The 22045-nt window shown below is 65.2% G+C and carries 18 protein-coding genes; 7 read left to right on the top strand and 11 right to left on the bottom strand.

Annotated features, from left to right (window positions below; all coding sequences use genetic code 11):
• Window positions 1-346: 346 nt before the first annotated feature.
• Genes AC0MAZ_RS12985 through AC0MAZ_RS12970 form a run of 4 tightly spaced genes read right to left on the bottom strand, consistent with a single transcriptional unit; the run spans window position 347 to window position 2951 of the window.
• The gene (locus AC0MAZ_RS12985; protein WP_203647353.1) at window positions 347-1666 is read right to left on the bottom strand and encodes a sensor histidine kinase; all 1320 of its coding nucleotides are present in this window, start codon (window positions 1664-1666) and stop codon (window positions 347-349) included.
• A complete protein-coding gene (locus AC0MAZ_RS12980; RefSeq protein WP_232855886.1) occupies window positions 1663-2331 on the bottom strand; it encodes a response regulator transcription factor in 669 nt (222 codons plus the stop codon). The genes AC0MAZ_RS12985 and AC0MAZ_RS12980 overlap by 4 nt, the downstream gene beginning before the upstream one ends.
• Window positions 2332-2646 carry a PepSY domain-containing protein gene (locus tag AC0MAZ_RS12975; RefSeq protein ID WP_203647354.1) on the bottom strand — a complete coding sequence of 105 codons (315 nt, stop codon included), beginning with the start codon at window positions 2644-2646 and terminating at the stop codon, window positions 2332-2334.
• Window positions 2646-2951, bottom strand: coding sequence for a PepSY domain-containing protein (locus AC0MAZ_RS12970; RefSeq protein ID WP_234562621.1), 306 nt, complete (start codon window positions 2949-2951; stop codon window positions 2646-2648). Before AC0MAZ_RS12970 ends, AC0MAZ_RS12975 begins: the two co-directional genes overlap by 1 nt.
• A gap of 311 nt (window positions 2952-3262) precedes the next feature.
• Here AC0MAZ_RS12970 and AC0MAZ_RS12965 point away from each other — a divergent pair, with 311 nt between their 5' ends.
• Both AC0MAZ_RS12965 and queD read left to right on the top strand, forming a co-directional pair.
• Window positions 3263-4342: a patatin-like phospholipase family protein gene (locus AC0MAZ_RS12965; protein ID WP_232855884.1), complete on the top strand. Its 1080-nt coding sequence runs from the start codon at window positions 3263-3265 to the stop codon at window positions 4340-4342.
• 53 nt (window positions 4343-4395) lie between these two features.
• Complete coding sequence (gene queD / locus AC0MAZ_RS12960; protein ID WP_023630589.1) at window positions 4396-4752, top strand: 6-carboxytetrahydropterin synthase QueD; 357 nt, start codon at window positions 4396-4398, stop codon at window positions 4750-4752.
• Window positions 4753-4812: 60 nt separating this feature from the next.
• Here queD and AC0MAZ_RS12955 read toward each other — a convergent pair whose 3' ends face one another.
• Complete coding sequence (locus AC0MAZ_RS12955) at window positions 4813-5292, bottom strand: DUF1289 domain-containing protein (protein WP_203647356.1); 480 nt, start codon at window positions 5290-5292, stop codon at window positions 4813-4815.
• A gap of 408 nt (window positions 5293-5700) precedes the next feature.
• Here AC0MAZ_RS12955 and acnB point away from each other — a divergent pair, with 408 nt between their 5' ends.
• A complete protein-coding gene (gene acnB / locus AC0MAZ_RS12950) occupies window positions 5701-8310 on the top strand; it encodes a bifunctional aconitate hydratase 2/2-methylisocitrate dehydratase (protein ID WP_475861422.1) in 2610 nt (869 codons plus the stop codon).
• 181 nt (window positions 8311-8491) lie between these two features.
• On the opposite strand, the gene prpD is transcribed toward acnB, so the two are convergent.
• From prpD to AC0MAZ_RS12920, 6 genes are all read right to left on the bottom strand, one after another.
• The gene (gene prpD, locus AC0MAZ_RS12945) at window positions 8492-9976 is read right to left on the bottom strand and encodes a 2-methylcitrate dehydratase (protein WP_475861317.1); all 1485 of its coding nucleotides are present in this window, start codon (window positions 9974-9976) and stop codon (window positions 8492-8494) included.
• Between the two features lie 158 nt (window positions 9977-10134).
• Window positions 10135-11325, bottom strand: a complete 1191-nt coding sequence (gene prpF, locus AC0MAZ_RS12940; protein ID WP_475861316.1) for a 2-methylaconitate cis-trans isomerase PrpF — start codon at window positions 11323-11325, stop codon at window positions 10135-10137.
• 132 nt (window positions 11326-11457) lie between these two features.
• A complete protein-coding gene (acnD, locus tag AC0MAZ_RS12935) occupies window positions 11458-14046 on the bottom strand; it encodes a Fe/S-dependent 2-methylisocitrate dehydratase AcnD (RefSeq protein ID WP_203647358.1) in 2589 nt (862 codons plus the stop codon).
• A 165-nt stretch (window positions 14047-14211) separates the two neighbouring features.
• The gene (gene prpC, locus AC0MAZ_RS12930) at window positions 14212-15339 is read right to left on the bottom strand and encodes a bifunctional 2-methylcitrate synthase/citrate synthase (protein ID WP_475861314.1); all 1128 of its coding nucleotides are present in this window, start codon (window positions 15337-15339) and stop codon (window positions 14212-14214) included.
• 161 nt (window positions 15340-15500) lie between these two features.
• Window positions 15501-16391, bottom strand: a complete 891-nt coding sequence (prpB, locus tag AC0MAZ_RS12925; protein WP_232855879.1) for a methylisocitrate lyase — start codon at window positions 16389-16391, stop codon at window positions 15501-15503.
• The gene (locus AC0MAZ_RS12920; RefSeq protein WP_475861312.1) at window positions 16388-17104 is read right to left on the bottom strand and encodes a GntR family transcriptional regulator; all 717 of its coding nucleotides are present in this window, start codon (window positions 17102-17104) and stop codon (window positions 16388-16390) included. Before AC0MAZ_RS12920 ends, prpB begins: the two co-directional genes overlap by 4 nt.
• A 285-nt stretch (window positions 17105-17389) precedes the next feature.
• Here AC0MAZ_RS12920 and rloA point away from each other — a divergent pair, with 285 nt between their 5' ends.
• The 4 genes from rloA (at window position 17390) to pabB (ending at window position 22025) form a co-directional block, all read left to right on the top strand.
• Window positions 17390-17926, top strand: a complete 537-nt coding sequence (gene rloA / locus AC0MAZ_RS12915; RefSeq protein ID WP_110738108.1) for a retropepsin-like aspartic peptidase RloA — start codon at window positions 17390-17392, stop codon at window positions 17924-17926.
• A gap of 5 nt (window positions 17927-17931) precedes the next feature.
• Window positions 17932-19467, top strand: coding sequence for an osmotic stress tolerance membrane protein RloB (gene rloB, locus AC0MAZ_RS12910; RefSeq protein ID WP_475861309.1), 1536 nt, complete (start codon window positions 17932-17934; stop codon window positions 19465-19467).
• On the top strand, window positions 19467-20447 hold the full coding sequence (locus AC0MAZ_RS12905; RefSeq protein ID WP_028692610.1) for an alpha-L-glutamate ligase-like protein: 981 nt from the start codon (window positions 19467-19469) through the stop codon (window positions 20445-20447). Before rloB ends, AC0MAZ_RS12905 begins: the two co-directional genes overlap by 1 nt.
• 234 nt (window positions 20448-20681) lie before the next feature.
• Window positions 20682-22025, top strand: a complete 1344-nt coding sequence (gene pabB / locus AC0MAZ_RS12900; RefSeq protein WP_475861307.1) for an aminodeoxychorismate synthase component I — start codon at window positions 20682-20684, stop codon at window positions 22023-22025.
• Window positions 22026-22045: the final 20 nt, after the last annotated feature.

Here is a 22045-nt window from a genome sequence, read left to right as displayed (position 1 = left end):
GTTCTTGTGCGGAAAAAGAAAGCCCAGCGCGACCGGCCTGGGCCCTGTGTTGCGCAATGCAGTGGCGCAAGGGGCTCCGTCCATGGAGAGATGGAAACCGCAGGGTTTCGTGGGGAGGGATTGTGCCGGGTGTGGGCAATGGCGGGCCAATTCAAAAAACTGCGGCTGAACTGCAATTTTTTTGCAGGGTTGATCCGAGTTTTGCAATCCCCTGTAGGAGCGGCCTTGCGCCGCGAAAGGGGCGCGTAGCGGCCCCACGATCTCTAACATCATGCAAAATCGTCGGGGCTGCTGCGCAGCCCTTTCGCGGCACAAGGCCGCTCCTACAGGGGGTTGTGCACGCCGATCAACGTCCTTTTCGCGGCAGTTCGATACTGACCCGCAGCCCGCCCTGTGGGCTTTCCAGCAGCGCGATGCGCCCGCCCCAGGCCTCGACGATATCGCGCACGATACCCAGCCCCAGGCCATGGCCATCGACCTGCTCGTCCAGCCGCGAGCCGCGCTCGAGCACCTGCAGGCGCTGCGCCTCAGGGATGCCCGGACCATCGTCGTCCACCCACAGCCGGTAACCCTCGGCGGTCGGCGCGATGCCCAGGCGCACCTCGCTGTCGGCCCATTTGCAGGCGTTGTCCAGCAGGTTGCCGAGCAGTTCCAGCAGGTCCTCGCGGTCCCAGGGCAGCAACAGGCCGGACGGTACATCGCGCTCAAGCAGCAGGCCTTCGCCATGGATCATGCCCAGGGTCGCCAGCAGCCCTGGCAACTCGGCATCACAGTCGAACTGCGCGCCCGGCAGCGCGTCACCGGCCAGGCGTGCGCGATTGAGCTCGCGGGCCAGGCGCTGCTGTATCTGCTCCAGTTGCTCGCGCATCTGCGCACGCACCTCGGGCAGCGCCTGCAGGCGCTCGCTGGCGGCCAGGCTGAGCAGCACCGCCAAGGGTGTCTTCAAGGCATGACCGAGGTTGCCCAGGGCATTGCGCGAGCGCCGCAGGCTGTCCTCGGTATGGGCCAGCAGATGGTTGATCTGGTCCACCAAGGGTTGCAGCTCGCTGGGGACCTCGGCGTCCAGTTGCGAACGCTGGCCCTGCTGCAGCTGGGCGATCTGCTGACGCGCCCGTTCCAGCGGGCGCAGCGAGCGGGTCACGGTGATGCGCTGCAGCACCAGCACCAGCAGCAACGCCACCAGGCCCAGGCCCAGGCCGATCTGCTGCATGTGCCGGAAGCCCTCGCGCACCGGCGAATAGTCCTGGGCCACGCTGATCGAGATGTCCTGCCCCAGGCGTCGGTAATCGCCGCGATAGGCCAGCAGTTGCTGGCCCTCGGGCCCCAGCTCGTGGCCGTCATCCAGCCCGGGCTTGCCGGGCTTGGGCATGTCCAGGTCCCACAGCGAACGCGAGCGCCAGGTACCCTGGTCGAAATCGATGCGGAAGTAGTAGCCCGAGAACGGCTGCTGGTAGGCCGCCGACAGCCGTCGCTCGTCCAGTTGCAAGCCGGACGGGCCGCGCACCAGCGCCACCAGCAGGTTCTCGCTCTCCTTGCGCAGGCCCGCTTCCAGGTAGCGCTGCAGACCGGCCTCGAACAGCCACAGGGTCAACTGCGCCAGGGCCAGCCCCACCACCACCAGTACCGCCACCAGGCCCAGGCTCAGGCGCGCCTGGATCGACTTCACGCGGCGCTCCCGGCGTATACGTAGCCCTGGCCGCGACGGGTCTCGATCACGCTGCGGCCGAGCTTGCGCCGCAGGTGGTTGACGTGCACTTCCAGCACGTTGGAGTCGCGCTCGGTTTCACCGTCATACAGGTGCTCGGCCAGGTGGCTCTTGGACAGCACCTGCCCCGGGTGCAGCATGAAGTAGCGCAGCAGGCGGAACTCGGCCGCGGTGAGCTGGACATCGATACCCTCGCGGCTCACGCACTGGCGCGATTCGTCCAGGTGCAGGCCGGCCGCTTCCAGCTTCGGCTGGTTGGCCAGCCCCTTGGCCCGGCGCAGCAAGGCCTGGATACGCAGTTGCAGCTCCTCGGGGTGGAAGGGCTTGCTCAGGTAATCGTCGGCGCCGGCCTTGAGCCCCTCGATCCGCTCAGCCCAGGAACCGCGAGCGGTAAGGATCAGCACCGGGGTGGCCAGGCTGGCCGCGCGCCACTGCGCCAGTACCTCGAGCCCCGGCAAGCCGGGCAGGCCGAGGTCGAGGATGATCAGGTCGTAGGGTTCGCTCTGGCCCTGGTACACCGCGTCGCGGCCATCGGCCAGCCAGTCCACGGCGTAGCCCTGGCGTTGCAGGGCGGCGGTCAGTTCGTCGGCCAGGGGGACATTGTCCTCGACAAGCAGCAGGCGCATTCAGTCGTCTTCCTCGTCTTTGAGCAACTCGCCGGTGCGGGCGTCGAGCTTGATCTCGCGCACCACGCCGGCCGGGGTCAGCAGTTCGACCTCGTACTCGTAGCGCTCGTGCTTCTCTTCCAGCTCCGCCTCCAGCAGCCGCGCCCCGGGGTAACGCCCCAGGGCGGACTCGAGCAGTTGCTCCAGCGGCAGGATGATGCCCTTTTGCCGAAGGGCCAGGGCTTCATCCTGATCCAGGTCGCGCGCGGCGGCCAGCGAGCAGACGGTCATCAATGCGAAGGCAAGATAGCGCGTCGTTCGCGGTAGATCGCCCATCAGTTGTCCCGGGCGTCCCGCAGCACTTCACCAGTCTTGGCATCGACGTCCACGTCCCACTCGGCGTTCTGCGCATCACGCAGCTCGACCTTGAGCACGTAGCGGCCATAGGTGTTTTCCAGCTCGGAATCGGTGATGGTGGCGCCCGGGTGCTTGGCCTTGGCGATGTCTGCGATTTTTTGCAGCGACTGAACGGTACCGGCCTTTTCCAGGCCACTGATCTCGTGAGCCGGCACATCGGCCAGGGCAACGCTGGCGCCAAACGTCAGGGCAGCGGCAGTAACAAGGGCAGTCAAAGTTTTCATGAGGTTCTCTCCAGCGAGATATGTAATTTGTCTACGGGGTTAAGATTAACCACCGGTCCTTAACTCAACCTGAAAACAGCTGGCCGCATGATAGCGCAGCTCATATGAGCCCGTACGCTGTCCCTTTGTAGGAGCGGCCTTGTGCCGCGAAAGGGCTGCAAAGCAGCCCCGGGATTTCAGCGTTGATGCAAAGATCGCCGGGGCTGCTTTGCAGCCCTTTCGCGGCACAAGGCCGCTCCTACAGGGGGATGTGTACGTCCAGCCCAGCGATACACTCTATACTGCCCGCCTGCCCCACCCGAGACCCCGCCATGAGCGCCATCCACATCAAGTACCCCGCCCTGACCTTCAAGGCCGGCCAGCGTGCCCTGCGGCAGATCCGCGAGCGCGGCCTGCGGGCCGAAGATGTCGGTGTGCTGCCGGGCGCCGCCGGCGGCCCCAAGCCGCTGGGGATCCAGGGCCTGGACCTGGCGCTGTTCGGTGAGTGGCTGCCCAGCGCGCCGCGCCAGCGTGCGCTGATCGGCGCCTCGATCGGCGCCTGGCGCTTCGCCAGCGCCTGTCTCGACGACCCGGTCGCCGGCATCCGCCGCCTGGGCGAGCTGTATACCGAGCAGGACTTCGCCAAGGGCGTGACGCCGAAAGCGATCAGCCAGAGCTGCCAGCGCATGCTCGACGACCTGCTGCAGGGCCGCGACGGGCAGGTCCTGGCCAACCCGCACTACCGCCTGAACATCCTGGTGGTGAAGAGCCATGGCCAGCTCGCCCACGACCACCGCGGCCGCCTGGGCATGGGCCTGTCCTCGGTGATCGCCAGCAACCTGCTGGGGCGCGCGCGCCTGGGCCGGCATTTCGAGCGGGTCATCCTCCACGACCAACGCGCCGCGCCGCCACTGGAGCCACTGACCGACTTCCCGTCGCGCAGCCTGCCGCTGGACCTGGCCAACCTGCGCCACGCCCTGCTCGCCTCGGGCTCGATCCCCATGGTCATGGAAGGCGTGCGCGACATCCCCGGCGCCGGGGCCGGCACCTACCGCGACGGCGGCCTGCTCGACTATCACCTGGACCTGCCCTACCAGGGCGACGACCTGGTGCTCTACCCGCACTTCACCGACAAGGTGGTGCCCGGCTGGTTCGACAAGGCCCTGCCCTGGCGCAAGGGCGACGCCACGCGCCTGCAGAACGTGCTGCTGATGACCCCGTCGCCGCAGTACCTGGCCGCCCTGCCCTACGGCAAGCTGCCGGACCGCAACGACTTCAAGCGTTTCATGGGTGATGCGCCGGGCCGCAGGCGCTACTGGTACCAGGCCATGGCCGAAAGCCGGCGCCTGGGCGACGAGCTGCTGGAACTGATCGCCACCGAGCGGTTGCAGGATCGGTTGCAAGCCTTGTAGCGGGCATGCTGGTAGACTGCGCGCATCGTTGATTCACACAGAGTTATGCCAGCGTGGAAATCTTTAAGGAATTTACCTTCGAATCGGCTCACCGCCTGCCCAACGTCCCTGCCGGCCACAAGTGTGGTCGCCTGCATGGCCACTCGTTCAAGGTCGCCCTGCACCTGACCGGCCCGCTCGATCCGCACACCGGCTGGATCCGCGATTTCTCGGAGATCAAGGCGATCTTCAAGCCGATCTACGAGCAACTGGACCACAACTACCTGAACGATATTCCCGGCCTGGAAAACCCCACCAGCGAAGTGATCGCCAAGTGGATCTGGGACCAGGTCAAGCCGCTGCTGCCGGAGCTTTCGAAGGTGCGCATCCATGAGACCTGCACCAGCGGGTGCGAGTACACCGGTGACTGATCTGCACCGGCCTTTTCGCGGGTAAACCCGCGAAGAGGCCAGCACTATCACCCCAGAGCTTCAGTCCTGCCCGCGATCCAGGGCATCACGCAGAAAGCTCGGCGCGATATAGCGCTGGTAATGCGCCTCCGACAACAGAAAGAATTCCCGGTCGATGGCATCGCGCAACTGCGGCAGGTCCCAGTCGCGGAACTCCGGCAACAGCGCCATCCCGTACGCCTCCAGGTCACGAATCATCCGCGCCCCACGGGCGATCAGCTGATACGCCCAGCAATACTCCGACTGCTGCGCCACGAAACGGATCGAGCGCTGCTCCAGCTGCTGGCGCAGCAGCTCTTTGTCGAACACTTCCAGCTTGGCCATCATCACCTGCACCAGCAGTTGCTCCAGGCGCAGCCACACGGCGCGCTTCTGCTCGTCGTCGTAGCCGTTCCAGTGGATCACTTCGTGGTGAAAGCGCTTGCAGCCGCGGCACACCAGGTCGCCGTAGACCGTGGAGCACAGGCCGACGCAAGGGGTCTTGATGGATTGGTTGGACATGTAGAAACAACGGCTTGGCGGTGGAACACCGGTTCATGTTAGCCCTTTGTCTAACCAGGGTCACCCGTTAAAGTCATCTTCGCCGCCTTACTTTCGGCTTATTTTTGCCGTAGAATCACTCCGCCTTTTCAAGGCAACAATGTCCGTTGGAAGCTGTTTTCAAAGCGTCACGAGCACAGTTCATCCGGTAGAACGGCGTTGGCCCTGTCCATGCAAGCGCGCATGGCCAGGGCCAACCCCTCATCAGCCTTCCGTTCTACAGGCGTAAAACTTTGAAAGCAGCTTCTGTAAGGATTCTCTGCGACCCTGGCTTGCCGGCTCAAAAAGCCGTCTTGAGCGCATGGGTGCATGGAATGCTGGATGAGCGTCCCGGACTCCCTTTAGGGACCACTGATGAGGGTAATAACTGTGCTTGAAGCCTACCGCAAACACATCGAAGAGCGTGCCGCTCTGGGTATCGTGCCCCAGCCGCTGAACGCCGAACAAACTGCAGGCCTGGTCGAGCTGCTGAAAAACCCGCCGGCCGGCGAAGAAGCCTTCCTCGTAGACCTGATCACCAACCGCGTTCCGCCAGGAGTCGACGAAGCCGCCTACGTCAAGGCCGCTTTCCTCTCCGCCGTCGCCAAGGGTGAAACCAAGTCCCCGCTGATCGACCACAAGCACGCCACCGAGCTGCTCGGCACCATGCAGGGCGGCTACAACATCGAAACGCTGGTCGCGCTGCTGGACGACGCCGAACTGGGCGCCGTCGCGGCCGAACAGCTCAAGCACACCCTGCTGATGTTCGATGCCTTCCACGATGTGGCCGAAAAAGCCAAGGCGGGCAACGCCCACGCCAAGGCCGTGCTGGAGTCCTGGGCTGCCGGTGAGTGGTTCACCAGCCGTCCGGCAATCGCCGACAAGTACACCCTGACCGTGTTCAAGGTGCCTGGCGAAACCAACACCGACGACCTGTCCCCTGCCCCGGATGCCTGGTCGCGCCCTGACATCCCGCTGCACGCCCTGGCCATGCTGAAGATGGCCCGCGACGGCATCGAGCCTTCGCAGCCAGGTTCGGTCGGCCCGCTGGCCCAGATCGAAGCGGTCAAGGCCAAGGGCTTCCCGGTTGCCTACGTCGGTGACGTGGTCGGTACCGGCTCCTCGCGTAAGTCCGCCACCAACTCGGTGCTGTGGTTCTTCGGCGACGACATCCCGTTTGTTCCGAACAAGCGCGCCGGTGGTTTCTGCTTCGGCACCAAGATCGCCCCGATCTTCTACAACACCATGGAAGACGCCGGCGCCCTGCCGATCGAATTCGACTGCACCAACCTGGGCATGGGCGACGTCATCGACGTCTACCCGTTCAAAGGTGAAGTACGCCGTCATGGCAGCGACGAACTGGTCACCAGCTTCGAGCTGAAGACCGAAGTACTGCTCGACGAAGTCCGCGCCGGCGGCCGTATTCCGCTGATCGTTGGCCGTGGCCTGACCGAGAAAGCCCGTGCCGAACTCGGCCTGGGGGCTTCCGACCTGTTCAAGAAACCCGAGCAGCCAGCCGCTTCGACCAAGGGCTTCACCCTGGCGCAGAAGATGGTCGGTCGCGCCTGCGGTCTGCCGGAAGGCCAGGGCGTGCGTCCAGGTGCCTACTGCGAGCCGAAGATGACCACCGTCGGTTCCCAGGACACCACGGGCCCGATGACCCGCGACGAGCTGAAAGACCTGGCGTGCCTGGGCTTCTCCGCCGACCTGGTGATGCAGTCGTTCTGCCACACCGCGGCCTATCCGAAGCCGATCGACGTCACCACCCACCACACCCTGCCAGACTTCATCCGCACCCGTGGCGGCGTGTCGCTGCGCCCGGGCGACGGCATCATCCACAGCTGGCTGAACCGCATGCTGATGCCTGACACCGTCGGCACCGGTGGCGACTCGCACACCCGCTTCCCGATCGGCATCTCGTTCCCGGCCGGTTCCGGCCTCGTGGCCTTCGCCGCCGCTACCGGCGTCATGCCGCTGGACATGCCGGAGTCGATCCTGGTCCGCTTCAAGGGCAAGCTGCAGCCTGGCATCACCCTGCGTGACCTGGTCCATGCCATCCCTTACTACGCGATCCAGAAGGGCCTGCTGACCGTCGAGAAGAAAGGCAAGAAGAACGCCTTCTCCGGCCGCATCCTGGAGATCGAAGGCCTGAACGACCTGACCGTCGAGCAAGCTTTCGAGCTGTCCGACGCCTCGGCCGAACGTTCCGCCGCCGGTTGCACCATCAAGCTGCCAGAGAAGGCCATCGCCGAGTACCTGCAGTCCAACATCACCCTGCTGCGCTGGATGATCGGCGAAGGCTACGGCGATGCCCGCACCCTGGAGCGCCGCGCCCAGGCCATGGAAGCCTGGCTGGCCAAGCCTGAGCTGCTGTCGGCCGACGCCGATGCCGAATACGCCGAGATCATCGAGATCGACCTGGCCGACGTTAAAGAGCCTGTGCTCTGCGCGCCGAACGACCCGGACGATGCCCGCCTGCTGTCCTCGGTACAGGGCGAGAAGATCGACGAAGTGTTCATCGGTTCGTGCATGACCAACATCGGTCACTTCCGCGCCGCCGGCAAGCTGCTGGACAAGGTCAAGGGTGGTATCCCGACCCGTCTGTGGCTGGCCCCGCCAACCAAGATGGACGCCCACCAGCTGACCGAAGAAGGCTACTACGGCATCTACGGCAAGGCTGGCGCGCGCATGGAAATGCCAGGCTGCTCGCTGTGCATGGGTAACCAGGCACGTGTGCAGACCGGTTCCACCGTGGTCTCCACTTCGACCCGTAACTTCCCGAACCGTCTGGGCGACGCCACCAACGTGTACCTGGCCTCGGCCGAGCTGGCTGCAGTTGCTTCGATCATCGGCAAGCTGCCGACCGTCGAAGAGTACATGCAGTACGCGAAAGACATCGACAGCATGGCTGCCGACGTTTACCGCTACCTGAGCTTCGACCAGATCGCCGAGTTCCGCGAAGCGGCGGCCAACGCCAAGATCCCGGTGGTTCAGGCGTAAACTGAGCAGTACGTTGTAAGCGAAAGCCCCGGTAGCGATACCGGGGCTTTTTTGTTGGCTTGTGTTGGCTTTGCTGGCCTCTTCGCGGCTAAAGCCGCTCCCACAGGAAACCCGAACTCTTCAAGATCACGATAGACCTGTGGGAGCGGCTTTAGCCGCGAAGAGGCCGGAACAGGCAGCCTCAGATAACGAACAGATCAAGGAACCTGTGCACCGGCATGGCCTCCAGCGTCTGCTGATCCTTGCACACATCCAGGATCGCCTCACAACGCTGCCGCGCAAACCGCGTCGCCAGGTTCTCCCTGAACTTGGCCTCGAGCAACGGCATCCCCTCCTCCCGCCGCCGCCGATGCCCGATCGGGTACTCCACCACCACCTGGGGGGTGTGCGAACCGTCCTTGAAGAACACCTGCACGCCATTGGCGATGGAGCGCTTGTCGGCCTCCAGGTACTCGCGGCTGAAACGCGGCTCCTCGACGATCACCATCTTCTCGCGCAGTCGGTCGATGCTCGGGTGCGCGGCATGGAAGGCATCCTCGTAGTGCTCGGCCACCAGCTCGCCGAAGATCAGCGGCACGGCGGTCATGTACTGCAGGCAGTGGTCACGGTCTGCGGCGTTGGCCAGCGGCCCCTCCTTGGAAATGATGCGGATTGCCGACTCATGGGTGGTGATGACGATCCGGTCGATCTCGTGCAGGCGGTTGCGCACTTGCGGATGCAGGGTCACCGCGGCTTCGCAGGCGGTCTGGGCGTGGAACTCGGCGGGGAAACTGATCTTGAACAGCACATTTTCCATCACGTAGCTGCCCAACGGCTGCGGCAGGCGCAGTTCACGCAGCGGCTCGGGCTTGAGCGCCAGGTCCTTGTTGGTGTGGCTGAACGACACATCGTAGAAGCCCCACTGCCTGGCGGTCAGCGCGCCGGGCACGCCCATCTCGCCGCGCAGGGCGATATCGGCCAGGCGCACGCCGCGGCTGGAGGCATCCCCCGCCGCCCATGACTTGCGCGAGCCGGCATTGGGCGCATGGCGGTAGGTGCGCAGGGCCTGGCCATCGACGAAGGCATGGGACAGCGCCGACAGCAGTTGCTCGCGATTGGCGCCCATCAGCCTGGCGCAGACCGCCGTGGAGGCGACCTTGACCAGCAGCACATGGTCCAGGCCGACCCGGTTGAACGAGTTCTCCAGCGCCAGCACGCCCTGGATCTCGTGGGCCATGACCATGGCATCGAGCACCTCGCGCATGACCAGGGGCGCCTCGCCGATGGCCACGCGCTTTTGCGACAGGTGATCGGTGACCGCCAGGATGCCACCGAGGTTGTCCGAGGGATGGCCCCACTCCGCCGCCAGCCAGGTGTCGTTATAGTCCAGCCAGCGGACGATGCAGCCGATATCCCAGGCGGCCTTGACCGGGTCGAGGCGGTAGCTGGTGCCGGGTACGCGGGCGCCATGGGGAACGAGGGTGCCCTCGACCAGCGGGCCGAGGTGCTTGGTGCACTCAGGGAAGCGCAGGGCCAGCAGGCCGCAGCCCAGGGTGTCCATCAGGCAATGGCGGGCGGTGCTGAGGGCTTCGGGGGAATCGACGCGATAGCCGAGCACATAGTCGGCGAGGGTCTGCAGGACCTGGTCGTAGTCGGGGCGGGTGTTGAGGTCTACGTTTGCGCTCATATACAGCTCCCTTCTGGATTGCCGGGACTGCTCTGCAGCCCTTTCGCGGCACAAGGCCGCTCCTACAGGGAGAGTGCAATCCTCTGTAGGAGCGGCCTTGTGCCGCGAAAGGGCCGCAAAGCGGCCCCAACCAACGAAAGCCGAACGCCACTGATGCCTTAGAAACTATCGCCAGGCACGCGCACCCAGCCCTCCATCAGCACCCGAGCACTTCGGCTCATGATTGCCTTGGTCACGGTCCACTGCCCGTCCACCTGACGCGCCTCGGCCCCGACCCGCAGCGTTCCGGACGGATGGCCGAAACGCACGGCACTTCGTTCTCCGCCACCGGCGGCGAGGTTGACCAACGTCCCCGGGATCGCTGCGGCAGTGCCAATCGCGACCGCCGCGGTACCCATCATCGCGTGGTGCAGCTTGCCCATCGACAGCGCGCGCACCAGCAGGTCGACGTCCTCGGCGGCAACAACCTTGCCACTGGAGGAGGTATAGCCGGTCGGCGCCGCGACGAACGCCACCTTCGGCGTGTGCTGGCGTCCGGCGGCCTGGTCGATGTGCTCGATCAGCCCCATGCGCACCGCGCCATGGGCACGGATGGTCTCGAAACGCTGCAATGCCGCAGCATCGCCATTGATGGCGTCCTGCAGCTCGGTACCGGTATAGCCGATATCGGCGGCATTGACGAAGATGGTCGGGATGCCGGCATTGATCAGGGTCGCCTTGAAGGTGCCGACACCCGGCACCTCGAGGTCGTCGACCAGGTTGCCGGTGGGGAACATCGCCCCGCCGTCACCGTCCTCGTCGGCGGCCGGGTCGAGGAATTCCAGCTGCACCTCGGCGGCTGGGAAGGTCACGCCGTCGAGCTCAAAATCGCCGGTTTCCTGCACCTCGCCTTCGGTGATCGGCACATGGGCGATGATCGTCTTGCCGATGTTGGCCTGCCAGATCCGCACGGTGGCGATGCCATTGCGCGGAATGCGCGCGGCATCGACCAGCCCGCTGCTGATGGCGAACGAGCCGACCGCGGCGGACAAGTTGCCGCAGTTGCCGCTCCAGTCGACGAAGGCTTTGTCGATCGAGACCTGGCCGAACAGGTAGTCGACGTCGTGGTCGGGCTTGATGCTCTTGGACAGGATCACTGTCTTGCTGGTGCTGGAGGTGGCGCCGCCCATGCCGTCGATCTGCTTGCCGTACGGGTCGGGGCTGCCGATCACCCGCAGCAGCAGGGCGTCGCGGGCCGGGCCAGGAATCTGCGCCTGCTCGGGCAGGTCCTGGAGGCGGAAGAACACGCCTTTGCTGGTGCCGCCACGGAGGTAGGTGGCGGGGATTTTGATTTGCGGTACATGTGTCATGGTCAATTCCTGTCTTGCACGACACCCTGTGGGAGCGGGTTTACCCGCGAAGGCGCTTGATCAAGCAATGATGTTGATCCTGCTGACGCATTCGCGGGTAAACCCGCTCCCACAGGGGCCATGCCGCTCCTGTTAAGCCGCGCCTTCCAGGAAGTCCTGGGCAAAGCGCTGCAACACGCCACCCGCCTCGTAGATCGACACCTCTTCGGCGGTATCCAGGCGGCAGGTCACCGGCACCTCGACACGCTCGCCGTTGCGTCGCGTCACCACCAGGGTCAGCGTCGCCCGCGGCGTGCGCTCACCGAGCACGTCATAGGTCTCGCTGCCATCCAGGCCCAGGGTCTTGCGGTCGGTGCCCGGCTTGAACTCCAGCGGCAGCACGCCCATGCCCACCAGGTTGGTGCGGTGGATGCGCTCGAAGCCTTCGGCGACGATCGCCTCGACACCGGCCAGGCGCACGCCCTTGGCTGCCCAGTCACGGGACGAACCCTGGCCGTAGTCGGCACCGGCAACGATGATCAGCGGCTGCTTGCGCTGCATGTAGGTCTCGATGGCCTCCCACATGCGGGTCACCTTGCCTTCCGGCTCGATACGTGCCAGCGAACCCTGCTTCACACTGCCGTCGTCCTTGCGCACCATCTCGTTGAACAGCTTGGGGTTGGCGAAAGTGGCGCGCTGGGCGGTCAGGTGGTCACCGCGGTGGGTGGCATAGGAGTTGAAGTCCTCCTCTGGCAGGCCCATCTTCGCCAGGTACTCACCCGCGGCGCTGTCGAGCATGATGGCGTTGGACGGCGACAGGTGATCGGTGGTGATGTTGTCCGGCAGCACCGCCAGCGGGCGCATGCCGCGCAAGGTGCGCTCACCGGCCAGGGCGCCTTCCCAGTAAGGCGGGCGGCGAATGTAGGTGCTCATCGGGCGCCAGTCGTACAGCGGCGCGACCTTCGGCCCCTTGTCCTCCTCGATGGTGAACATCGGGATGTACACCTGGCGGAACTGCTCGGGCTTGACCGAGGCGCGCACCACGGCGTCGATCTCTTCATCGCTCGGCCAGATATCCTTCAGACGAATCTCCTTGCCGTCGACCACGCCCAGCACATCCTTCTCGATATCGAAGCGGATGGTGCCGGCGATGGCATAGGCCACCACCAACGGCGGCGAAGCCAGGAACGCCTGCTTGGCGTACGGGTGGATGCGCCCGTCGAAGTTGCGGTTGCCCGACAGCACGGCGGTGGCGTACAGGTCGCGGTCGATGATCTCCTGCTGGATCACCGGGTCCAGCGCGCCGGACATGCCGTTGCAGGTGGTGCAGGCGAAGGCGACGATACCAAAGCCCAGTTGCTCCAGTTCCTGCTCCAGCCCTGCTTCCTTGAGGTACAGCTGCACGGCCTTGGAGCCCGGCGCCAGCGACGACTTGACCCATGGCTTGCGGACCAGGCCGAGCTTGTTGGCGTTGCGCGCCAGCAGGCCGGCGGCGATCACGTTGCGCGGGTTGCTGGTGTTGGTGCAGCTGGTGATGGCGGCGATGATCACCGCGCCATCCGGCATCTGCCCCGGCACTTCTTCCCACTGGCCGGCGATGCCCTTGGCCGCCAGGTCGCTGGTGGCCACCCGGGCGTGCGGGTTGGACGGGCCGGCCATGTTGCGCACCACGCTCGACAGGTCGAAGCTCAGGGTACGCTCGTACTCGGCCTTGGCCAGGCTGTCGGCCCACAGGCCGGTGGCCTTGGCGTAGGTCTCCACCAGCTGCACCTGCTGGTCATCGCGGCCGGTGAGTTTGAGGTAGTCGATGGTCTGCTGGTCGATGGCGAACATCGCCGCAGTGGCGCCGTATTCCGGGGCCATGTTGGAGATGGTGGCGCGGTCGCCCAGGGTCAGCGCGCTGGCGCCGGCACCGTGGAACTCTAGGTATGCGCCGACCACCTTCTGCTTGCGCAGGAACTCGGTGAGCGCCAGCACCAGGTCGGTGGCGGTGATGTTCGGCGCCAGGCGACCGGTCAACTCGACGCCGACGATCTCCGGCAGGCGCATCCACGAGGCGCGGCCGAGCATCACGTTCTCGGCCTCCAGGCCGCCGACGCCGATGGCGATCACACCCAGGGCATCCACGTGCGGGGTGTGGCTGTCGGTGCCGACGCAGGTGTCCGGGTAGGCCACGCCGTGATCGTTGTGGATCACCGGCGACATCTTCTCCAGGTTGATCTGGTGCATGATGCCGTTGCCCGGCTGGATCACGTCGACGTTCTTGAACGCCTGCTTGGTCCAGTTGATGAAGTGGAAGCGGTCTTCATTACGGCGATCCTCGATGGCGCGGTTCTTGTCGAACGCCTGCGGGTCGAAGCCACCGCATTCCACAGCCAGCGAATGGTCGACGATCAGTTGTACCGGCACCACCGGATTGACCGCGGCCGGGTCGCCGCCTTTGTCGGCGATGGCGTCGCGCAGCCCGGCGAGGTCGACCAGGGCGGTCTGGCCAAGGATGTCGTGGCACACCACGCGGGCCGGGAACCAGGGGAAATCGAGGTCGCGCTTGCGCTCGATCAGTTGCTCGAGCGATGCGTCGAGGGTGGCCGGATCGCAGCGACGCACCAGGTTTTCGGCCAGTACGCGGGAGGTATATGGCAAGCCGTCGTAGGCGCCGGGCTTGATCGCCTCGACCGCGGCACGGGCGTCGAAGTAGTCCAGGGCGGTGCCTGGCAGGTTCTTGCGGAATGCGGTGTTCATATCGTTATCGGGCTCGGTCACGGTATGCGGACTGCAGGTCAGGCCACGGGGGGCGCTGCGCGCCCCTTTCGCGGCACAAGGCCGCTCCTACAGATGTTGCGCCGCCCCCTGTAGGAGCGGCCTTGTGCCGCGAAAGGGCTGCAAGGCAGCCCCAGCGGCTTCAGCTCAACGCTGCTCGATCGGCACGAACTGGCGCTGCTCGACGCCGACATACTCGGCGCTCGGGCGGATGATGCGGTTGTTGGCGCGCTGTTCGAACACGTGCGCGGCCCAGCCGGTCAGGCGCGAGCAGACGAAGATCGGGGTGAACAGCTTGGTCGGGATGCCCATGAAGTGGTACGCCGAGGCATGGTAGAAATCGGCGTTGGGGAACAGGCGCTTCTGTTCCCACATGGTCTTGTCGATGGCTTCGGAAACCGGGTACAGCACGGTGTCACCGACTTCGTCGGCGAGTTGCTTGGCCCAGCCCTTGATCACCTCGTTGCGCGGATCGGACTCTTTGTAGATCGCATGGCCAAAGCCCATGATCTTGTCCTTGCGCTCGAGCATGCGCAGCAGCTCGGCGGTGGCCTCCTGCGGGGTCTGGAAGCGCTCGATCAGTTCCATCGCCGCCTCATTGGCGCCGCCGTGCAGCGGGCCGCGCAGCGAGCCGATGGCGGCGGTCACGCAGGAGTACAGGTCGGACAGGGTCGAGGCGCAGACCCGGGCGGTGAAGGTCGAGGCGTTGAACTCGTGCTCGGCGTAGAGGATCAGCGAGACGTTCATCACCTTGACGTGCAGCTCGCTCGGCTTCTTGCCGTGCAGCAGGTGCAGGAAGTGGCCGCCGAGGGTGTCCTCGTCGCTGGTGCAATCGATACGCACGCCGTGGTGGGTGAAGCGGTACCAGTAGCACATCACCGCCGGGAACAGCGCCAGCAGACGGTCGGTCTTCTCGCGCTGGGCGTCGAAGGTCAGTTCCGGCTCCAGGGTGCCGAGCACCGAGCAGCCGGTGCGCATCACGTCCATCGGGTGGGCATCGCGCGGGATGCGCTCCAGCACTTCCTTCAGCGCTTGCGGCAGGTCGCGCAGGCCCTTGAGCTTGTGCTTGTAGTCGGCAAGCTCGGCCTTGCTCGGCAGCTCGCCGTACAGCAGCAGGTAGGCGACTTCCTCGAACTCGGCGCCGGCGGCCAGGTCGCGCACGTCATAGCCGCGGTAGGTCAGGCCGGCGCCGGCCTGGCCGACGGTCGACAGCGCGGTCTGACCGGCCACCTGGCCACGCAGGCCCGCGCCACTGAGTACTTTTGCTTCGGCCATGGTGTTTCTCCTTTCTTGAATTTGTTATCGAAGTCTTTTCTGGCTAATCGGTTTGCCTGTGCCGGCCTCTTCGCGGGTAAACCCGCTCCCACAGGTTTGGCGCAATCTCTGAAACCTGTGGGAGCGGGTTTACCCGCGAAGAGGCTGGCACAGCTATTCATTTACCCTTTTTTCTGCGCGAACAACGCATCGAGGCTCTGCTCGAAGGCGTGGTAGCCGATGGCATCGTAGAGCTCCATGCGGGTCTGCATGGTGTCGATCACGTTCTTCTGGGTGCCGTCGCGGCGCAGCGCGGTGTAGACGTTCTCGGCCGCCTTGTTCATGGCGCGGAAGGCCGACAGCGGGTACAGCACCAGCGACACGTCGACCGAGGCCAGTTCCTCGGTGGTGTACAGCGGCGTGGCGCCGAATTCGGTGATGTTGGCCAGGATCGGCGCCTTCACCCGGTCGGCGAAGGTCTTGTACATCGAAAGCTCGGTGATGGCTTCCGGGAAGATCATGTCGGCGCCGGCCTCGACACAGGCCGCGGCGCGGTCCAGGGCGGCGTTCAGGCCCTCCACTGCCAGCGCGTCGGTGCGCGCCATGATCACGAAGCTGTCGTCAGTACGGGCGTCGACGGCGGCCTTGATGCGGTCGACCATCTCCTGCTGCGAGACGATCTCCTTGTTCGGGCGGTGGCCGCAACGCTTGGCGCCGACCTGGTCCTCGATATGAATGGCGGCAGCGCCGAACTTGCTCATCGACTTGACGGTGCGGGCGACGTTGAAGGCCGAGGCGCCGAAACCGGTGTCGACATCCACCAGCAGCGGCAGGTCGCAGACGTCGGTGATGCGCCGTACGTCGGTGAGCACGTCGTCCAGGCCGCTGATGCCCAGGTCCGGCAGGCCCAGGGAGCCGGCGGCGACACCGCCGCCGGACAGGTAGATGGCCTTGAAACCGGCGCGCTTGGCCAGCAAGGCGTGGTTGGCGTTGATGGTCCCGACCACCTGCAGCGGATGTTCGGCGGCGACCGCGTCACGGAAACGCTGGCCGGGCGTGCTCTTCACTGTCATGACTCACCTCGTGGGCTATTGTTGTCGGCACCTTGGTAGTGGCGCTCGATATTGCGTTTGGATGCGCCGATGTGGCGACGCATCAGGAGTTCTGCCAGTTCGCCGTCGCGGGCTTCGATGGCATCGAGGATGCGGTGGTGCTCGGCGAAGGCCTGGCGCGGACGGTTGGGCGTGCTGGAGAACTGGATGCGGTACATGCGCACCAGCTGGTACAGCTCGCCGCAGAGCATCTTGTACAGGGTCTGGTTGCCGCTGCCCTGGATGATCCGGTAGTGGAAGTCGTAGTCGCCTTCCTGCTGGTAGTAGCCCTGCCCGGCCTGGAACGCGGCGTCGCGCTCGTGGGTGTCGAGCACGTGGCGCAGCTCGTCGATGGCCGCCTGGCTCATGCGCTCGGCGGCCAGTCGGCAGGCCATGCCTTCAAGGGATTCGCGGATTTCGTACAGTTCGATCAGCTCGGCATGGCTGAGCGACACCACCCGGGCGCCGACATGGGGCACGCGCACCAGCAGGCGCTGGCCCTCCAGGCGGTGAATCGCCTCGCGCAGCGGGCCGCGGCTGATGCCGTAGGTGCGCGCCAGCTCCGGCTCGGAGATCTTGCTGCCAGGGGCGATCTCGCCCTTGACGATGGCGGCCTGGATGCGCCGGAAGACGTGCTCCGAGAGGGTCTCGGTATCGTCGTGGGGCAGCGTGGTGGCCGGGGCTGTGTCCAGCATGATTGTCGACACCTTCAAAATCAGTGACGCCAAAACTAGCCAAATAGAGAAGTGGAGTCAAAGACAAAAAGAATATTGTCGACAATCGTCTAATAACGAACTTACCCCGCGCTGATGCGGTCAGATCGCGGGCGCGCTGGCGTCAACACACCGGCGTGATAGAATGCCGCGCTCCTTCGGGAGCATGGATAGTGTGTCTGTCATCATTTCATGTTGTTGACAGATCAATGAGGACGCTTGGCCAGTCGCCTTGCCCTGAAACCTGCACAGCACCGCGCCAGGATTATGAGACTCAAACCCGCTTTATTGCTGCTCTGCCTGACCCTGCTGCCGGCGCTCGCGCCCGCGGCCGAAAAGACCGTGTACGGCCTGAACGAATACGCCCGCCTGGGCGACCTTGACCTGGAAGTGGCGGCCAAGCTCGACACCGGCGCCAAGACCGCCTCGCTCAGCGCCCGCGACATCAAGCGTTTCAAGCGCAACGGCGAGAGCTGGGTGCGCTTCTACCTGGCCATCGACGCCGCGCACAAGCACCCCATCGAACGCCCCCTGGCCCGCGTCAGCAAGATCAAGCGCCGCGCCGGGGACTATGATGCCGACTCGGGCAAGGCCTACACTGCCCGCCCGGTCATCGAACTCGACATCTGCATGGGCCAGACACGACGCACCATCGAGGTCAACCTCACCGACCGCAGCGCTTTCCAGTTCCCGTTGCTGATCGGTTCCGAGGCCCTCAAGCACTTCGGTGCGCTGGTCGACCCAAGCCTTAAATACGCGGCCGGCAAACCTGCCTGCGCCACCGAAGCTCCCAAAGCAGAGTAATTCCGATGCGCTCTCTTACCCTCCATCTGAAAGTCCTGATCACCGTCCTGGTAGTGCTGGGCATCGCGATCACGGCCTACCAGATCTTCGCCCTCGGCATCCCGGTGACCGAGGACGAGACCGACGACCTGTGGAACATCGACGCCAAGGTCGAGTTCGTCGCCAGCGCCAAGGATCCGGTCAAGGTGCAGATGTTCGTGCCCCCGCTGAACCGTGACTACGTGAGCCTCAACGAGAGCTTCATCTCCAACAACTATGGGGTCAGCGTCAACCGCGCCGACGGCAACCGCAAGGTGACCTGGTCGGCCCGTCGCGCCAGCGGCAACCAGACCCTCTACTACCGGCTGGTGCTGACCAAGCGCTACAGCAACGAAAAAGCCAAGATCAAGGGCCCGACCTTCCGCGACAGCCTGGCCGTCGAGGGCCCTGAGAAGATCGCCGCCGAAGCGCTGATGGCACCGATCCGCCAGCACTCGGCCGACGTCGAGACCTTCGTCAGCGAGACCATCAAGCGGGTCAACAATGCCAGCGACGACAACGCCAAGCTGCTGCTGGCCGGCGACAATTCGCCCATGAAAAAAGCCCAGGTCATCGACCTGCTGCTGTCCATTGCCCACGTGCCACTGGAGAAGGTCCACACCATCCGCCTGGTGGCCGACACCCCGCAGAGCCCCGAACTGTGGCTGCGCAGCTTCAATGGCAACGACTGGCTGTACTTCAACCCGGAGACCGGCGAGCAGGGCCTGCCCAGTGACCGCCTGCTGTGGTGGACCGGCGACGACAACCTGATCACCGTCGATGGTGGCAAGAAAGCCAACGTCACCTTCAGCATGAACAACAGCGAGATGAACGCCATCCGCCTGGCCAAGCTGACCGACGAGAACACCGACGCCGACTTCCTCGAGTACTCGCTGTACGGCTTGCCGCTGCAGACCCAGCAGACCTTCATGATCATGGTGATGATCCCGATCGGCGTACTGGTGATCCTGGTGCTGCGCAACCTGATCGGCATCCAGACCCTGGGTACCTTCACCCCGGTGCTGATCGCCCTGGCCTTCCGCGAGACCCAGCTGGGCTTCGGCATCATCCTGTTCACGGTGATCACCGCCCTGGGCCTGTCGTTGCGCTCGTACCTGGAACACCTGAAACTGCAAATGCTGCCACGCCTGTCGGTGGTGCTGACCTTCGTCGTGGTGCTGATCGCGGCCATCAGCCTGTTCAGCCACAAGCTGGGCCTGGAGCGCGGCCTGTCGGTGGCACTGTTCCCGATGGTGATCCTGACCATGACCATCGAGCGCCTGTCGATCACCTGGGAAGAGCGTGGCGGCAGCCATGCCATGAAAGTGGCCGTCGGCACCCTGTTCGCCGCCTCTATCGCGCACCTGCTGATGACCGTGCCGGAAGCGGTGTACTTCGTCTTCACCTTCCCGGCGGTGCTGCTGATCCTGGTGGGCTTCATGCTGGCGATGGGTCGCTACCGCGGCTACCGCCTGACCGAGCTCGTGCGCTTCAAGGCATTCCTGAAGAAGGCTGACGCCTGATGTTTGGCCTGATCAAGACGTGGAAAGCCCTGGAGGCCCGGGGCATCATGGGTATCAACCGGCGCAACGCGGACTACGTGTTGAAGTACAACAAGCGCCACCTGTACCCGATCGTCGACGACAAGATCATCACCAAGGAGCGCGCCCTGGCGGCCGGCATCCATGTGCCGGAGATGTACGGCATCATCGAAACCGAGAAGCAGATCGAGAAACTCGACGAGATCATCGGCGGACGCAGCGACTTCGTCATCAAGCCGGCCCAGGGCGCCGGCGGTGACGGTATCCTGGTGATCGCCGACCGCTTCGAGGACCGCTACCGCACGGTCTCGGGCAAGATCATCAGCCACGAGGAAATCGAGCACCAGATCTCCAGCATCCTCACCGGCCTGTACTCGCTGGGCGGGCACCGCGACCGCGCGCTGATCGAGTACCGGGTCACCCCGGACCAGATCTTCAAGAGCATCAGCTACGAAGGCGTGCCGGACATCCGCATCATCGTGCTGATGGGCTACCCGGTGATGGCCATGCTGCGCCTGCCGACCCGCCAGTCCGGCGGCAAGGCCAACCTGCACCAAGGCGCCATCGGCGTGGGCGTGGACCTGGCCACCGGCCTGACCCTGCGCGGCACCTGGCTGAACAAGATCATCAGCAAGCACCCGGACACCACCAACGCGGTGGACGGCGTGCAACTGCCGAACTGGGACGGTTTCATGAAGCTCGCCGCCAGCTGCTACGAGCTGTGCGGCCTGGGCTACATCGGCGTGGACATGGTCCTGGACCAGGACAAGGGCCCGCTGATCCTCGAGCTCAACGCCCGCCCCGGCCTGAACATCCAGATCGCCAACGACTGCGGCCTGACCCAGCGCACCCACGCCATCGAGGCGCACCTGGAGATGTTGGCCAAGGAAGGTCGCAGCGAGGATGCCGAGCAGCGCGTGAAGGTCTCGCAAGGGCTGTTCGGGCACGTCAACCCACTGTAACCGCGCTCCATGTAGGAGCGGCCTTGTGCCGCGAAAGGGCCGCAAAGCGGCCCCGACAATCTCTGCATCAACGCGGAAATCCCGGGGGCTGCCTTGCAGCCCTTTCGCGGCACAAGGCCGCTCCTACAGGGGGAATGCGCAGATCCAGATGGCGAATGTCGCTGCCAGCGCTAGGCGCATTCCCCCCACGGGTCTACAATCGCCCACCTCGCTTGTTCATCGCCGTCCATCCTGATGCCGACCTGTACGCTCCACCCCCTGCCCTACCAGCCCGACCCTGCCTTCTACTTCGAACGCCTGCGCCGCGCGCCCGGCGCGACCCTGCTCGACAGCGCCCGCCCAGGCGCCGAACGCGGCCGCTACGACCTGCTCAGCGCCTGGCCGCTGCAGCAGTTGCAGGCACGCCCCGAGGAAGACGGTCGCGACTACCTGCAGCGCCTACGCCAGGCCCTGGCCGACCTGGGGACGGCACAACTGCCCGAGGGCATCGAGCTGCCGTTTGCCGGCGGCCTGATCGGCTACCTGAGCTACGACTTCGGCCGGCGCCTGGAGCAGTTGCCGACGCACGCGGTCGACGACCTCGGCCTGCCCGACGCCCGGTTGGGGCTGTATGCCTGGGCACTGGTGTCCGACCATCGGCTGTGCAGCAGCCAGCTGGTGTTCCACCCAAGCCTGCCCGAGGACGAGCGGCAACGGCTCATCACCTTGTTCGAGGCCAGCACCCCAGGTGATAGCGGTGACTTCCACCTGCTCGCGCCGATGACCGGCGATCTTCGCCCCGAGCAGTACCGGGCGGCGTTCGACCAGGTGCAGCGCTACATCCAGGCCGGCGACTGCTACCAGATCAACCTCACCCAGCGCTTTCGCGCCCCCTGCCAGGGCGACCCATGGCGCGCCTACCAGGCCCTGCGCGCCGCCTGCCCGACGCCGTTTTCCGGCTACCAGCAGCTGGATGAAGACACGGCGCTGCTGAGCTTCTCCCCCGAGCGCTTCATCCGTGTCAGCCAGGGCGAAGTCGAGACCCGGCCGATCAAGGGCACCCGCCCGCGCGCCGCCGACCCGGCCGAGGATGCGCGCAACGCCGCCGAACTGCTGGCCAGCCCCAAGGATCGCTCGGAAAACCTGATGATCGTCGACCTGCTGCGCAACGACATCGGCCGTACCTGCCAGACCGGCTCGGTGAAGGTGCCGGAGCTGTTCAGCCTGGAGAGCTACCCCAACGTTCATCACCTGGTCAGCAGCGTGGTCGGCCGCCTGGCCGCCGACAAGGACGCCCTGGACCTGATCGGCGGCAGCTTCCCCGGCGGCTCGATCACCGGCGCCCCGAAGATCCGCGCCATGCAGATCATCGACGAGCTGGAGCCGGCGCGCCGGGCGCTGTACTGCGGCTCGCTGCTGTATGTCGATGTGCGCGGCGAGATGGACAGTTCCATCGCCATCCGCAGCCTGCTGGTCAAGGATGGCCAGGTCAGTTGCTGGGGTGGCGGCGCGGTGGTGGCCGACTCGGACTGGCAGGCCGAATATGAAGAGTCGATCGCCAAGGTGCGAGTGCTGATGGAAACGCTGCAGGCCCTGTGATCGGCGGCGCCTGCTTCGCG

This window comes from Pseudomonas sp. A, assembly GCF_056270345.1.
This window is presented reverse-complemented; position numbering and strand designations above follow the sequence as displayed.

Coding starts and splice junctions, on each gene's coding strand:
- AC0MAZ_RS12980 (WP_232855886.1), bottom strand. CDS start 2,331: ATGCGCCTGCTGCTTGTCGAGGACAATGTCCCCCTGGCCGACGAACTG.
- AC0MAZ_RS12975 (WP_203647354.1), bottom strand. CDS start 2,646: ATGGGCGATCTACCGCGAACGACGCGCTATCTTGCCTTCGCATTGATG.
- AC0MAZ_RS12970 (WP_234562621.1), bottom strand. CDS start 2,951: ATGAAAACTTTGACTGCCCTTGTTACTGCCGCTGCCCTGACGTTTGGC.
- AC0MAZ_RS12905 (WP_028692610.1), top strand. CDS start 19,467: ATGTTTGGCCTGATCAAGACGTGGAAAGCCCTGGAGGCCCGGGGCATC.
- prpD (WP_475861317.1), bottom strand. CDS start 9,976: ATGAGCGCAAACGTAGACCTCAACACCCGCCCCGACTACGACCAGGTC.
- AC0MAZ_RS12965 (WP_232855884.1), top strand. CDS start 3,263: ATGAGCGCCATCCACATCAAGTACCCCGCCCTGACCTTCAAGGCCGGC.
- pabB (WP_475861307.1), top strand. CDS start 20,682: ATGCCGACCTGTACGCTCCACCCCCTGCCCTACCAGCCCGACCCTGCC.
- rloB (WP_475861309.1), top strand. CDS start 17,932: ATGCGCTCTCTTACCCTCCATCTGAAAGTCCTGATCACCGTCCTGGTA.
- AC0MAZ_RS12920 (WP_475861312.1), bottom strand. CDS start 17,104: ATGCTGGACACAGCCCCGGCCACCACGCTGCCCCACGACGATACCGAG.
- prpF (WP_475861316.1), bottom strand. CDS start 11,325: ATGACACATGTACCGCAAATCAAAATCCCCGCCACCTACCTCCGTGGC.
- prpC (WP_475861314.1), bottom strand. CDS start 15,339: ATGGCCGAAGCAAAAGTACTCAGTGGCGCGGGCCTGCGTGGCCAGGTG.
- AC0MAZ_RS12955 (WP_203647356.1), bottom strand. CDS start 5,292: ATGTCCAACCAATCCATCAAGACCCCTTGCGTCGGCCTGTGCTCCACG.
- acnD (WP_203647358.1), bottom strand. CDS start 14,046: ATGAACACCGCATTCCGCAAGAACCTGCCAGGCACCGCCCTGGACTAC.
- prpB (WP_232855879.1), bottom strand. CDS start 16,391: ATGACAGTGAAGAGCACGCCCGGCCAGCGTTTCCGTGACGCGGTCGCC.
- rloA (WP_110738108.1), top strand. CDS start 17,390: ATGAGACTCAAACCCGCTTTATTGCTGCTCTGCCTGACCCTGCTGCCG.